Raw genomic sequence first — 14,946 nt, 5'->3', positions numbered from 1 at the left:
GATATGCATGAGCAATTTAGCCGTAAAGTACAAAAAACAACCATCCGGCATTGAAGCTACACAAAATGCATCCACATCTGTTCAGTCAGCGAAAGTCACAGTAATTGAAAAAGTATTGTATACTGCGTTTGTTGCTTTTTTATTGTATGTTGCTATCATATTTATTGGAAACAAGGCTGCTTTATACGAGGTGAATACGGAGGTTTCGCAGCTACAGAAGCAGATTGATAAGCAGCTGCAGACAAACAGCGATTTAAAAGCAGAAGTAGAACTGTTAAGTCGTTATGAGCGAATCGCTGAAGTAGCAGGGCGACTGGGCATGACAATTGATGCAAACAATGTTAAAGGGATTGGGCAATAACATGAATACGCAGGCAAGAAAATTCCATATGAATACAGGAGCAGGATGCTTAGCCGCAATTTTTTGCCTGCTCTTTTTTATATTGGTGGTTCGGTTTTTGTATATTCAAATTGGTAAAGAGGCATATGGGCAGTCACTGGAGGCTTTAGCTGCTGCTAAACATAACCAGGAAGGCTCAATTACAGGTGTGCGCGGGAAAATTTATGATCAGCACGGTGAAGTACTTGCACAAGATGCATCATCCTATAAGCTAATTGCTATGTTAAAAGGTGACGAACCGATTAAAGATAAAGAGGAAACGGCGGAGAAACTTGCTACCGTTCTTTCGTTACGCAAAGAGGAGATTCTTGATTACTTGAACAAGCCCTTATATCAAGTGGAGTTTGGATCGGCTGCTAATAATTTGACGGCTGAACAAAAAGAGCAGATTGAAAGTATGAAGCTACAGGGCTTACTGTTTACAGAAGGAAAAACACGTGTGTATCCAAATGGCGATTTTGCTTCATATGTTATTGGATATGCAAAAGCAGAAGAGAACAAAAAACTGAAAGGCCAATTTGGACTTGAACAAGCCTTGGATAAGGAATTGCAAGCTGAAAACGGTAAAGTTGCCTATAAAGGGGATTCCAGAGGATTGGCATACGGTAAAGAAGATGTAATACCTGCCAAAAACGGAAATGATGTGTACTTAACATTAGACCAGCGTATCCAAAGTTTTCTCGAAGAAGCGATGAACAAGGCTGCTAAGCAATATGAACCAAGCATGCTTTTAGGAATTGTTGCAGACCCCAAAACGGGCAAAATTCTAGCTATGTCTAGTAAACCAAGTTATGATCCAAATAAGCGCAATATCTCCTATTTCTTAAATGACCCAGTTTCATATGCATACGAACCAGGTTCTACAATGAAGATTTTCACACTGGCAGCCGCTGTTAATGAGGGTGTATATAATGGACAAGCATTCTATCAATCGGGGCGCTATTATGTTGGAAAGACTCCAATTAGAGATCATAATGGCGGTGACGGTTGGGGAAGCATTACCTTTGATGAAGGTGTACAACGCTCTTCCAATGTTGCATTTGCCATCTTGGCACAAAACAGTCTGGGCTTTGATAAGTACAATCAATATTTACATAAATTTCATTTGTATGAGAAAACGGGTATTGATTTGCCTGGTGAAGCAAAAAACACGATTTTATTTGATAAGGATATCCAAAAGATTACTACAGCATTTGGACAAGGATCCACGGTTACTCCAATTCAACAGATTCAAGCAGCTACTGCGATTGCAAACAATGGAAAAATGATGAAGCCCTATGTGATTGATAAGATTGTGGAGCCGGGCACAAATAAGGTTCTTCGTCAAACAACGCCGGAAGAAGTAGGACAACCGATTACAGCTGAAAGTGCACTTAAAGTGCGACAATTACTTGAAACAGTTGTTACTTCCCCAAAAGGAACAGGGACATTATATAAAATAGACGGCTATCCGGTTGCTGGAAAGACTGGTACGGCCCAAATACCTGGAAAAGATGGAAAATACATGTCCGGGCGTGAAAATTATATCTTTTCTTTCCTCGGAATGGCCCCTGTTGAAAAGCCGGAGCTTCTTGTTTACGTGGCGATTAAGCAGCCGAAGCTAAAGGATACGGAATTTGGTGCCACACCGCTTTCGGACATCTTTAAATCGGTGACAAAAAATAGCTTGCAGTATTTACAAATTAAGCCATCACAGGTTAAGGATGTAAAGAAACTAGCCCAGCGTGAAAATGTACGGGTGCCTGGCGTACAAGGACAAGCAATGGAAGCAGCAAAATTATTACTTGAAAAAGAAGGGCTTCGTCCCATTGTTCTAGGCAAGGATAAGGTTGTTTCTCAATCTTCTGCAGGTCGCGACGTATTAAAAGGAGATAAAGTATTCTTATTAGGGACTGAGAATAAGATGCCGAATATGGGCGGCTGGTCGATACGCGATGTGATGAGTTTAGGTGATTTATTAGGTGTGCAAGTAAAGATAAGTGGAAGCGGTTATGTTACAGAGCAAAGTATTGCTGAAGGAACTGTCGTTCAAAATGGCGCGGTATTAGAGGTTAAACTTGCGCCTCCTATTGAGCCGCAAGCAACTGAGGAAGCACCGCCAGCAGGGACTTGACGTCACCCGCTTACCATGTTCTAATCAAAAAGGTACAAGCATATATTGGAACGAGCGATAAGGAGGTTCTGATATATGCGCGTATCAAATGTAACTGTTCGTAAGCGATTGATTTTTGTGTTGGTTTTTGGGCTGCTCATCTTTACAATCATAGATATTCGCCTTGGCTATGTGCAGTTCGCACTTGGTAAGTTCTTGACGGACCGAGCCAAAGATTCTTGGAGTCGCAATATTCCCTTTCAGCCCGAACGAGGCAAAATTTTGGATCGAAACGATGTAGAGCTTGCTACAAATAAAAGTGCGCCATCTATTTTGGTCGTGCCCAGACAAATTCAAGACCCTGCCGAAACGGCAGAAAAGCTGTCTGCGGTGCTTGGGGTGCCGAAAGAACCTGTTTATAAGCACGTCACAGCTAAGGCATCTGTAGAGTGGTTAAAGCCGGAAGGGCGTAAAATTTCACATGAAAAAGCAAAAGAAATTCGGGCGCTCGGTTTGAAGGGTGTATATATTGCAGAAGATTCTATTCGATATTATCCATTCGGTACTTATTTATCGCATGTACTTGGGTTTGCTGGAATTGATAACCAAGGATTGCTGGGTCTTGAATTGTCTTATAACAAAGAGTTAACCGGGGATAAAGGGTATGTTCGTTTTTATGCAGATGCCAAAGGGAAACGCATGCCAAATGTTGGTGATGACTATCAGGCACCGGAAAGTGGCTTAGATTTAAGGCTAACAATTGACTCACGTGTACAGACCATTATGGAGCGGGAATTGGATGTAGCACAGGCTACCTATAATCCAGATAGCATGATTGCCATTGCCATGAATCCAAATACAGGTGAGATATTAGGAATGTCCAGCAGACCAAACTTCGATCCTGCAAACTATAAAAATGTTGCCCCTGAGGTATACAATCGTAACTTGCCGGTTTGGAGTACATACGAGCCTGGCTCGACTTTTAAAATTATTACCTTGGCTGCGGCAGTAAATGAAAACTTGATTGATCTTCATAAAGACACCTTTAATGACGATGGCGCTGCAGAGGTAGGTGGTGCTACATTGCGCTGTTGGAAACGAAGCGGTCATGGTCATCAAACCTTTTTGGAAGTGGTACAAAACTCATGTAACCCTGGCTTTGTAAAAATGGGAGATTTGCTCGGGAAAGAGAAACTCTTTAAGTATATCCATGATTTTGGTTTCGGACAAAAAACGGGCATTGACTTACAAGGAGAAGGTAAGGGAATTTTATTCAACTTAAAGCGAGTCGGACCTGTCGAGCAGGCAACAACAGCTTTCGGACAAGGTGTTTCTGTCACGCCAATTCAGCAAGTAGCTGCTGTTGCAGCTGCTGTAAATGGTGGCACTCTATATCAGCCATATATCGCAAAGGAATTTATCGACCCAAAAACAAAACAAGTCGTAAACCGGAAAACCCCTGTAGCAAAACGCAAGGTTATTTCCGAGGAAACGTCAAAGCAGGTTCGAGAAGCACTAGAGAACGTTGTTGCAAAGGGTTCAGGTAAAGGTGCGTATATTGATGGATATAGGGTTGGGGGGAAGACTGGAACGGCACAGAAGGTAAAGGATGGACGCTATATGGAAGGAAACTATATCGTGTCTTTTATTGGCTTTGCACCTGCTGATGACCCACAGGTTGTTGTATATGTAGCAGTCGACAATCCAAAGGGCACCATTCAATTCGGTGGTGTCGTAGCTGCTCCTATCGTTGGGAATATGCTGCGGGATATTTTGCCAACTCTTGGTGTAGAACCGCGCAAAGGCGGTATTGAGAAGGAGCTTACTTGGTTGGATACTCCAACAATTGAAGTACCGGACTTGGTGGGAATGAAAACAGAAGAGCTGCAAGAACAGTTGGTTGACCTTAAGCTTGAAGCAAGCGGTAGTGGAGAAAAAATTATTGATCAATCTCCTAAGCCAGGGGTAAAAGTAAAACAAGGTTCTAAGATCCGTATCTACTTAGGAGATTAATGGTATATATTTTATGATAAACTATATCAGTACAACCAGCAAAACAGACATGTTTTTTGGACGGCAGAGAAGAACGTGCGATGTATGGTTATGGATAGGGACTAGAAGATACATGTGCCGTGTAACACCAAGCGGTTCTCATACTTTGTTTTTCTGTTATGTTGAATAAATAGTTGGTATCTATATAGTGTGAACATTACAGCTTTAAAATATATAACAAAGCACGCATCTTACTTTTGTATGAAGATGCGTGCAATACATTTCAAGAACAGAAAGGATATTATACAATGGAGTTGCATACACTTTTAGCATGCTTGCATGATTTTCCTGTATTACCTGCGGAAAACCCAGAAATAACATCCATTGAAATGGATTCCAGACAAGTAAAGGAGAACAGTTTATTTGTTTGTATAAGCGGCTTTACTGTGGATGGCCATGATTATGCTGAGCAAGCAGTCGCCAAGGGGGCGGCTGCTATTGTAGCGGAACGACCAGTGGCAGTTGCTGTTCCGGTTATTCTTGTGAAGGATTCAGCACGGGCACTAGCCGCACTAGCAGATGCATTTTACGGACATCCCACACAGCATTTGCATCTAATCGGCATCACGGGAACAAACGGGAAAACAACCACATCTCATATTATCGATAGTATTTTACGAGAGTATGGGCGTAAAACGGGACTTATCGGTACGATTCATATGAAGGTTGATGATGAAGTAATAGAGGTGAAGAATACGACACCTGATGCTCTTACGTTACAAAAAACGTTTGGATATATGTTGGAGAAGGGAATTGATCATGCGGTTATGGAAGTTTCATCGCATGCCCTTCATTTAGGTCGTGTACACGGCTGTGAATATGATGTAGCGGTATTTACAAATTTAACACAAGATCATCTAGATTATCATAAAACAATGGACGCCTATAAGCATGCCAAGGGTTTGTTATTTGCACAGCTTGGCAATAGTTATCGTTATCCAAGATACGCCGTTTTAAACGAAGATGACCCGGCTTCGGCAGACTATAAAATTGCAACGCAAGCTACTATCCTTACATACGGTATTCACGCTGAAAGCGATATTATGGCAAAACATATTGAGATGACTAGTAGCGGCACGAAGTTTTTGCTAGTTACACCTCGTGAGTCTATGCCTGTTACAATGAAGTTAATTGGTATGTTCAATGTCTATAATGTTCTTGCTGCTATAGGAGCGACCCTTGCTTCGGGAGTTCCACTTGCAACGATTGTGCGTGCAATTGAAGCGATAAGTGGTGTGTCAGGGCGTTTTGAGATTGTAGATGCTGGACAGCCGTATGCGGTTGTTGTGGATTATTCCCATACGCCCGACAGCCTTGAAAACGCCCTTCGTACCGTTGCAGAAATTGCACATGGAAAAATCTATTGCGTTGTTGGGTGCGGGGGAGACCGCGATCGTACTAAGCGACCGCTCATGGCACAAATCGCTGTAGAATACGCGGATTATGCTGTTTTGACATCTGATAACCCACGCAGTGAAGACCCACAGGCTATTTTAGATGAGATGACTGCTGGCATAAACGATGCAAAACCTTATGAAGTTATTGTAGATCGTCGCCAAGCGATTGAACATGCAGTAAAATCGGCAAGTGCCGGAGACGTAATATTAATCGCTGGTAAAGGGCATGAGACGTATCAAATTATTGGAACAGAAGTATTTCACTTCGATGATCGTGCTGTTGCGCGCGAGGCAATTGAGAAACGCTCAGGTATGAGCAACTAGTGGAAGGAGATTTTATATGCTTGAGCAAGGCCTGTTTATTACAATCGGTTTAGCATTTTTAATAGCGGTTGCGTTATCGCCCATTTTCATTCCGTTTCTACGTCGTTTGAAGTTTGGACAAAGCATCCGTGAAGAAGGACCGAAATCACATCAAAAAAAGACTGGTACACCCACAATGGGTGGTATCGTCATCTTTTTATCACTCATGATTACCACCATATTAATGGTTGCCAAGTTTGGTAAGTTAAACACAGAAACGTATTTGTTATTATTTGTTACATTTGGGTATGGCTTAATCGGATTTTTAGATGACTTTATCAAGGTTGTAATGAAACGAAACCTAGGGTTAACGTCTAAACAAAAGCTTGTCGGGCAAATCTCGATTGCTATTGTATTTTTCCTATTTTATCAGATGTACGGATTTGCAACTGATTTACGAATACCAGGTACCGATTTAAGCATAGAATTAAGCTGGGGCTATTTTATTTTCATACTATTTCTGCTTGTCGGCTCATCTAATGCAGTAAATCTGACAGATGGACTAGATGGTTTGCTAGCTGGTACGTCCGCAATTGCTTTTGGAGCATTTGCGATGCTGGCGTATTATCTAGGGCATTATGAAGTAGCTATCTTTTGTATGGCTGTAGTAGGTGCTGTTCTTGGCTTTCTTGTTTTTAATGCGCATCCTGCCAAAGTGTTTATGGGAGACACAGGCTCTTTGGCGCTTGGAGGTGCGATTGCGGCTGTTGCCATTTTAACGAAGCTTGAGCTTCTTTTGGCTATTATTGGTGGTGTATTTGCACTAGAAACACTTTCGGTTATCATACAAGTTATTTCATTTAAAACAACAGGCAAGCGCGTATTTAAAATGAGCCCGCTTCATCACCATTATGAATTGAGCGGCTGGTCTGAATGGCGAGTGGTTGTTACGTTTTGGTTTGTTGGTTTGTTATTTGCAATGTTAGGAATCTATATTGAGGTGTGGATGTAATTGAAAAAGATTAGTGGATATAATGGAAAAAACGTATTGGTATTAGGGATAGCAAAAAGCGGATATGCGGCTGCAACGCTGTTGCATAAGCTAGGCGCTCATGTAATAGTCAATGATTATAAGCCATTGGAAGAAAATCCGATGGCGCAGGCGTTAAGTCGTTTAGGAATGAAGGTAGTGTGCGGTCATCATCCTCTTTCGTTGCTTGACGGAACAGATTTAATCGTGAAAAATCCAGGTATTCCGTATACAAATGTCTTGCTCCAAGCAGCATTACAAAAGGATATTCCGATTATTACAGAAGTAGAATTAGCTTATGAAATTTCAGAAGCACCTTTTATCGCTATTACAGGTTCTAACGGAAAAACAACAACTACTACACTTATTTTTGAAATGCTGAGAGAAGGACGGAAAAAACCAATTATTGCTGGCAATATCGGCACAGTCGCTTGTGAGGTTACGCAAGAAGCAAAACCTGATGAGCATGTGGTCATTGAATTATCTTCATTCCAATTAATGGGAACTAGAGTTTTTCGTCCAAAAATTGCTTTGTTTTTAAATTTATTTGAAGCCCATCTGGATTATCATGGCACAAAAGAAGAGTATGGTCGAGCAAAAGCAAACATTTTTAAAAATCAAAACGAAAACGATTATAGTGTGATTAATGCTGAGGACCCAGAAGTGATGAAGCTTGCAGCTTCTACAAAAGGGAAAAGAATATATTTTTCAACCAAGCAATCGCTACCTGATGGCGCTTGCATACAAGATAGTCAACTTATCTTCTGTGGTGAACCTATCATGCCCATTCAAGACATTGCACTTCCGGGGGAGCATAACTTAGAAAATATTTTAGCTGCAGTAAGTGCAGCGAAGCTTGCTGGTGTAAGTAACGAAGCTATTCAGCAAGTATTAAAAACCTTTACCGGTGTAAAGCATCGTTTGCAGTATGTAGCGACTGTAAATAATCGTAAATTTTATAATGACTCAAAGGCGACGAACATATTGGCCACACAAAAGGCTTTATCTGCTTTTGTACAGCCCGTTGTTTTACTTGCTGGTGGATTAGATCGAGGCAACGAGTTCGACGAACTCATTCCGTATTTACAACATACAAAAGCGATGGTGCTATTTGGGCAAACAGCTGATAAATTAGCTAAAGCAGCGGATGCTGCCGGTATAAAAGCGGTTAAAATCGTCAATAATCTCGAACAAGCTGTACAGGAGGCATATACGCTATCCAAAGAAGGAGATGTTGTCCTGTTGTCGCCTGCATGCGCCAGCTGGGATCAATTTAAGACTTTTGAAGACAGAGGAGACATGTTCATACAAGCCGTGCATAAGCTAGTATAAATGAGCGGTTGTGAGGTGTTGTGTATTGCCGACGAAAAAAGCCCCGGATTTCATTATTGTGGTGGCAACGTTGCTTTTGTTGACGGTAGGCATGATTATGGTATACAGTGCCAGTGCCGTATGGGCGACGTATAAGTTTCACGATTCCTTTTTCTTTGTAAAACGCCAGTTGCTTTTTGCTGGCGTTGGAATTATTGCAATGGGTTTTATTATGAGGGTTGATTATTGGTTTTGGAGGCAACATGCGAAAACCATTTTACTTGTTTGCTTTGCGCTCTTAGTACTTGTATTAATCCCTGGGATAGGGATGGTGCGCGGTGGTGCGCGGAGCTGGATCGGTATAGGCGCGTTCTCAATTCAGCCGTCAGAGTTTATGAAGTTTGCTATGATTATCTTTTTGGCAAAATTTTTATCCGAACGGCAAAAAGTAATTACAACTTTTAAGCGTGGGTTGGCTCCATCTTTAGGAATTGTGTTTACTGCATTTGGAATGATTATGTTGCAGCCGGATTTAGGAACAGGAACTGTTATGGTTGGAACTTGTGTTGTGATGATTTTTGTGGCGGGCGCCAGAATTATGCATTTTGCAGTGCTGGGGATGATGGGGATAGGTGGTTTTGTAGCGCTCATCGCTTCAGCTCCTTATCGTATGAAGCGAATTACATCCTACTTAGACCCATGGTCTGATCCGCTCGGAAGCGGATTTCAAATTATTCAATCGTTATACGCAATAGGTCCAGGTGGTTTGTTCGGTCTAGGTCTTGGACAAAGCAGGCAAAAATTTTATTATTTACCTGAACCGCAAACAGACTTCATTTTTGCTATTTTAGCAGAAGAGCTTGGATTCATAGGAGGTTCATTTTTATTGTTGCTGTTCAGTTTGTTACTATGGAGAGGGATTCGGGTGGCTTTAGGAGCCCCCGATCTGTACGGAACATTTTTAGCAGTTGGCATTGTAGCAATGATTGCCATACAAGTTATGATTAATATTGGGGTTGTTACCGGGCTGATGCCGGTAACAGGTATTACTTTGCCATTTTTAAGCTATGGTGGTTCGAGCTTGACATTAATGCTCATGGGTGTAGGTGTGCTTTTAAATATAAGCAGACATTCTCGTTATTAAGCCCTGCTTGCAAAGCAGGGCTCTTCTTAATAGAGAGGTTTATTTGTAGTCATGATAAAGTATAATGTTAATTATAAGTCTCTATTAGTTGAAGTCGAAGTCATTATCTCTTCATCTAAGTAACAACATTGACAGTCAAGCATAAACAAAGTATCTTAATTGCATTGACAATAATATATGTTATAAACAAATTAACTTTTACAAGATGAGCATCTTGTTGTCGTATAAACACTAGGTGAATATCATGCATAGTATATTGAAGAACTCGTATGGGGGAGAGCAGCATGGAACAATTGGTAAAGGAATTGCATGAAAGAAATGTCGGGAAGGTATTAGTAAATGAGCCTTTGGCGCGTCATACAACGATGAAGATTGGCGGACCGGCGGACATTATGGTTATTCCTAACAGTACAGAAGGTGTACTAAATACATTAGAGCTTGTAAAACAGCACGGTACAAAATGGACAGCGATTGGACGTGGTTCTAACCTCCTTGTGTCTGATAAAGGAATTGAGGGTGTTGTTATTAAACTAGGAGAAGGGTTGGATCACTTAGAAGTAGAGGGAACGAAGGTAAGCGTAGAGGGGGGGTATCCCCTTATTAAATTGGCGACTTTGCTGAGCCGTCAAGGGTTGGCTGGTTTAGAGTTTGCTGGCGGTATTCCTGGTAGTGTCGGGGGGGCTGTATATATGAACGCAGGGGCCCACAAGTCGGATATGTCTGAGATTGTGACACGTGCATTGGTTATGTTTGAAAATGGAGATGTAGAATGGTTAAGTAATAAGGAATTGGAGTTCTCTTATCGTACATCTGTCCTTCAAAAGAAACGTCCTGGTATTGTGCTGAAAGCAGAGTTGCAGCTACAGGAAGGAAATCGTGATGAAGTGTTTGCACGTATTCAACAAAACAAAGATTATCGACGTGACACACAGCCTTGGAATTATCCATGTGCAGGAAGTATTTTCCGTAACCCTCTTCCGCACTATGCCGGCAATTTAGTGGAAAAAGCAGGATTAAAGGGCTATAAAATTGGAGGAGCGCAGATTTCTTCTATGCACGGCAATTTTATTGTAAATACAGGAAATGCAACAGCCCAGGATGTGTTGGACTTAATTGCATTCATTCAGCGCGAGATTAAAGAAAAGTTTCATGTAGAAATGCATACAGAAGTTGAAATCATTGGAAGACAGTAGGTTCATATGGATAAAGATATGATATAATAAAAAGAAAAGAACGGCATGTATCTACATGCCGTTCTTTATGTACATCGGTTAGGGGAGGAACCAGTATGAAAGATGGGAAAATAATTCAATTAGAAGACCGCGTTCCGAAGCTGAAGCTTCAAAAGCGCAAAAAAAGCAATCGCCGACTGATTTTATATATATCAATTTTGTTTCTGCTGGTGCTATTTTTGGTTTACTTTCGCTCCCCTTTTAGCAACATAGGTAGTATAACAGTCAAAGGGAACCACTATATGACGAAACAACAAGTATTAAAGACGGCAGGAATAACCTTGCAATCCAGCTATTTTCGAGTAGTACCGGAGCAGGCAGAAAAGAAATTGAAGGAGAAAGCTGAAGTAAAGCATGCTGCTGTAAACAAAATATTGCCTAATAAGATTGACATTGAGATTACAGAATATAAAACAATTGGCTTCTTACAAACGGAAAAGGGGACCATACCTCTCTTGGAAAACGGACAAACCATGCCTGCTTTACAAAATAACAAATTACCTGTGGCTGCTCCTCTGATTATAGATTTTTCAGAAAAAGAAAAATTAGTTCAGTTATCAGAAGAACTAAAGTTATTATCTGATAGTGTATTTCGGTCAATATCAGAAATTAAATATACGCCTAAAGGGGCAGATGCCTTACATGTTACGCTATATATGAATGAAGGCTATGAAGTCAGTACGACGATACAAGACTTTGCAAAGCGCATGGAGGCATATCCACTGATTGTGAAACAAGTCAAATCTGGTTCAAAAGCCCGCATTCATTTAGATGTAGCGGCTTATATTGAGTACATAAATGAAGGAGGAGCAACGCCGTGAAAATAAAAGGTTATTATGCGTTGCTGTCGCTTGTATGTCTTGTTCTTGGTTTTATGATTTCTTATTCTTACGCCCTTACCGCTAAAAGAGAACCACAGCAACAACGTGATAAGCAATGGGATCGTGAATATGAACTTCGTTCGGGTTTGATTCGGCAGGAAAAGGCGAACGCAGCGCTTGAAAAAAAAGTAGCGGATTTACAGAAAAAAGTTCGAGCTGAGGAGAAGAAGCTAGGAGATCAACAGAAACAATTCTCTGATGCGGTAAAAGAAGTGGAAGAATTGCGTATGTATTTAGGGAGAGCAAAAGTGAAAGGAGCCGGGATAGAACTTACCTTAGCAGATGCGACAAAAATACCCGGCGATAAAAATATAAATAATTACCTTGTCCACGATGGTCATATCCAAATGGTGTTGAATGAATTGTATGCATCCGGGGCAAATGCAATAGCAATTAATGGTCAGCGGTTGACAGCACATTCATTTGTTACCTGTATTGGCCCTGTAGTAAATGTGAATGGGACTGAGCATCCGGCTCCTTTTATCATTACAGCAATGGGAAATAGTGATGTATTATCAAAAGCGCTCAATATAAAAGGTGGCGTAATAGATAGATTGCTACGCGATAATATTTCAGTAAAACTACAAACAAAATCAGACCTTACTTTTGAACGATATTATGAAAAATAGAGTTGGTGAAAAGAATGAATAGAAAAGTTGGTAGCTTTACGCTCATCGCTTTTATCGTAGGGCTTATGTTAGCTGTTCAATATAAGGCTATTCAACAACCAGATAAACAAGACACAAGAAGTGAATGGCAGCTCAAAGAAAGCTTAAAAACAGAGCAAGAATTACAAGTAGAACTGTTAAAGGAAGTACGTCGGCAGGAAGAGAGATTATCTGCTTATGAAACAAAAATTGCTGGTAGTAAAGAACAAGCCTTGCAGCAAACGTTAGCTGATTTACGAGAGCAAGCCGGTTTAACGGATGTAACAGGGGACGGTATTGTGTTAGAGCTTAGACCACTTTTCACAGAAGAGCCTGCCGTAGTTTCGCCGCAGTTGCTGCAAAGATTAATCAATGAACTAAATACATATGGAGCAAGTGCAATACAAGTTGCGAATGAGCGCCTTGTCGTGACGAGTGCAGTTCGAGATGTAAACGGTAGGGTGTCAGTAAATAATACACCACTTCCATCCTTACCATTTGAAATTCGTGTGATTTCTGAAAATGGACAAAGGTTATATGACAGAATGAAGGTTTCATCTTCATTTGACCATTTTGCAATTGATAATATTGAGATGACTATGTCAAAATCTCCAGAAGTAACGGTGAAAAAATATGATCATACAATTCGAACAAATTTTATGAAAGCAGAAAGTGAGGAGAAGTAGGATGTGGCTTCCAATACTTGCTCTTATTATCGGTGCCGCGTTGGGACTTAGTTCTAACATAATCATTCCTGAGCAATATGCTAGTTATTTATCCATTGCTCTCTTAGCGGCGCTGGATACTCTTTTTGGCGGGATACGAGCACACTTGCAAAATATGTACGATGAAGCGGTTTTCATTTCAGGATTCTTTTTTAATATAATCTTGGCTGCAAGTTTAGCTTTTCTGGGAGTACATCTTGGTGTAGACTTATATTTAGCGGCAATCTTCGCTTTTGGAGTGAGATTGTTCCAAAACATCGCTGTGATTCGTAGATTAGCTCTAGCGAAATGGATGGGAACCAAGCAAAAATAAGAAAAATATTGTTGCAAAAAAAGGGAAATGTACGGCAACGTGGAATATTTTTCTTATAAATAGAAAGCGATAATTGTTGTTCAATAGATGTGTTCGTATGTTATAAATAAAAAAGGAGGTGCCACAGTATGAACAGCAATGAAATGTATGTTAGTCTTGACATCGGTACGTCCCATGTTAAAGTTATCATTGGTGAGATGGTTAATGATACCTTAAACATTATAGGCGTTGGAAATGTAAAATCAAACGGTTTGAAAAAAGGCTCCATCGTTGACATAGATGAAACTGTACAGTCTATTAAAAAAGCAATTGAGCAAGCTGAGCGCATGGTAGGTATACCGATTGAGCGCGTTGTGGTTGGAGTAGGCGCTAATCAAGTTCAACTGCATTCTTGTCACGGAGTTGTCGCTGTATCGAGTGAAAATCGGGAGATTGGAAATGAAGATGTGCAACGTGTGCTTGAAGCTGCACAAGTTGTTTCCATTGCACCAGAGCGTGAAATCGTAGATGTCATTCCAAAGCAATTTATTGTGGACGGTTTAGAAGAAATTAATGATCCGCGTGGTATGATTGGGGTACGCCTTGAGATGCAGGGCACATTGGTAACGGGTACAAAAACAATGCTACATAATTTACTTCGCTGTGTAGAAAGAGCCGGATTAGAGATTTCTGATATCTGTTTACAGCCTTTAGCTGCTGCAAACCTTGCCCTTTCCAAGGATGATAAAAGCATGGGAGCGGCGCTCATTGATATTGGCGGCGGCTCAACGACGTTTGCTGTGTTTCAAGAAGGAGAGCTAACAGCAGCCAGCGTTGTGCCTGTAGGCGGCGACCATATTACAAAAGATATTGCAATTGGTTTAAAAACGTCTACTGAGAATGCAGAACAAATTAAGTTAAAACATGGACATGCTTATTACGATACAGCTTCTGAAGAAGAAGTGTTTACTGTAATTGGCATGAATGAGCAGCGAGAACAGCATTCACAGGTGGAATTAGCTGATATTATCGAGGCACGTCTTGAAGAAATACTACTATTAGTGAGACAAGAGTTATATCGTCTAGGTATCAAGCACTTGTCAAACGGTTACATTATCACAGGCGGTGTTGCTTCTTTGCCAGGGATTGTTGAATTGGCGCAAGAGGTTCTTGAAAATAATGTCCGCATCGCAACTCCTGATCATATCGGAGTACGTGAACCACAGTACACAACAGGTGTCGGTTTAATTAGAAGCGCACATCAAAAAGCAAAGCTACGCGGAAAAGTCCAGGAGATTCCAGAGGTTTTTGAGAGACGTTCGCCGGTTCCTGTTCCGCAACCCAAGGCCAAGCCAAAACCTCGCGAAGAAGAACGGATGGTTTCTAAGGTTAAGAAAGTCTTCCGCTATCTGTGGGATTAAATATTGAATGAAAAATGAG

The 14,946-nt window shown here is 40.9% G+C and carries 13 protein-coding genes; all 13 read left to right on the top strand.

Annotated elements, in window-relative coordinates:
* Positions 1–7 precede the first annotated feature (7 nt).
* Entirely contained in the window at positions 8–361 is a 354-nt protein-coding gene (gene ftsL, locus MUG87_RS06360) for a cell division protein FtsL (RefSeq protein WP_247086589.1), read from the top strand.
* Position 362: 1 nt separating this feature from the next.
* The gene (locus MUG87_RS06355; protein ID WP_247087540.1) at positions 363–2,513 is read left to right on the top strand and encodes a penicillin-binding transpeptidase domain-containing protein; all 2,151 of its coding nucleotides are present in this window, start codon (positions 363–365) and stop codon (positions 2,511–2,513) included.
* 75 nt (positions 2,514–2,588) lie between these two features.
* Complete coding sequence (locus MUG87_RS06350; protein ID WP_247086587.1) at positions 2,589–4,505, top strand: stage V sporulation protein D; 1,917 nt, start codon at positions 2,589–2,591, stop codon at positions 4,503–4,505.
* A gap of 287 nt (positions 4,506–4,792) precedes the next feature.
* Positions 4,793–6,265: a UDP-N-acetylmuramoyl-L-alanyl-D-glutamate--2,6-diaminopimelate ligase gene (locus MUG87_RS06345; RefSeq protein WP_247086585.1), complete on the top strand. Its 1,473-nt coding sequence runs from the start codon at positions 4,793–4,795 to the stop codon at positions 6,263–6,265.
* A gap of 16 nt (positions 6,266–6,281) precedes the next feature.
* Positions 6,282–7,256 carry a phospho-N-acetylmuramoyl-pentapeptide-transferase gene (mraY, locus tag MUG87_RS06340; protein ID WP_247086583.1) on the top strand — a complete coding sequence of 325 codons (975 nt, stop codon included), beginning with the start codon at positions 6,282–6,284 and terminating at the stop codon, positions 7,254–7,256.
* Positions 7,257–8,606, top strand: a complete 1,350-nt coding sequence (gene murD / locus MUG87_RS06335) for a UDP-N-acetylmuramoyl-L-alanine--D-glutamate ligase (protein ID WP_247086581.1) — start codon at positions 7,257–7,259, stop codon at positions 8,604–8,606. It abuts the gene before it with no gap.
* 25 nt (positions 8,607–8,631) lie between these two features.
* Positions 8,632–9,729: a stage V sporulation protein E gene (gene spoVE, locus MUG87_RS06330; RefSeq protein ID WP_247086579.1), complete on the top strand. Its 1,098-nt coding sequence runs from the start codon at positions 8,632–8,634 to the stop codon at positions 9,727–9,729.
* 284 nt (positions 9,730–10,013) lie between these two features.
* Positions 10,014–10,922, top strand: a complete 909-nt coding sequence (gene murB / locus MUG87_RS06325) for a UDP-N-acetylmuramate dehydrogenase (protein WP_247086577.1) — start codon at positions 10,014–10,016, stop codon at positions 10,920–10,922.
* Positions 10,923–11,017: 95 nt separating this feature from the next.
* Positions 11,018–11,782 carry a cell division protein FtsQ/DivIB gene (locus MUG87_RS06320; RefSeq protein ID WP_247086575.1) on the top strand — a complete coding sequence of 255 codons (765 nt, stop codon included), beginning with the start codon at positions 11,018–11,020 and terminating at the stop codon, positions 11,780–11,782.
* A complete protein-coding gene (locus MUG87_RS06315) occupies positions 11,779–12,471 on the top strand; it encodes a DUF881 domain-containing protein (RefSeq protein WP_247086573.1) in 693 nt (230 codons plus the stop codon). The genes MUG87_RS06320 and MUG87_RS06315 overlap by 4 nt, the downstream gene beginning before the upstream one ends.
* A 14-nt stretch (positions 12,472–12,485) precedes the next feature.
* Positions 12,486–13,175: a DUF881 domain-containing protein gene (locus MUG87_RS06310; protein ID WP_247086571.1), complete on the top strand. Its 690-nt coding sequence runs from the start codon at positions 12,486–12,488 to the stop codon at positions 13,173–13,175.
* Position 13,176: 1 nt separating this feature from the next.
* On the top strand, positions 13,177–13,527 hold the full coding sequence (locus tag MUG87_RS06305) for a small basic family protein (protein WP_247086569.1): 351 nt from the start codon (positions 13,177–13,179) through the stop codon (positions 13,525–13,527).
* Between the two features lie 128 nt (positions 13,528–13,655).
* Positions 13,656–14,927, top strand: coding sequence for a cell division protein FtsA (ftsA, locus tag MUG87_RS06300; protein WP_247086567.1), 1,272 nt, complete (start codon positions 13,656–13,658; stop codon positions 14,925–14,927).
* The last annotated feature ends 19 nt before the right edge of the window (positions 14,928–14,946 follow it).

This window comes from Ectobacillus sp. JY-23 (genome assembly GCF_023022965.1).
Lineage (GTDB): Bacteria > Bacillota > Bacilli > Bacillales > Bacillaceae_G > Ectobacillus.
Note: the sequence above shows the minus strand (reverse complement) of the source record. Positions and strands in the feature narration are given on the sequence as shown.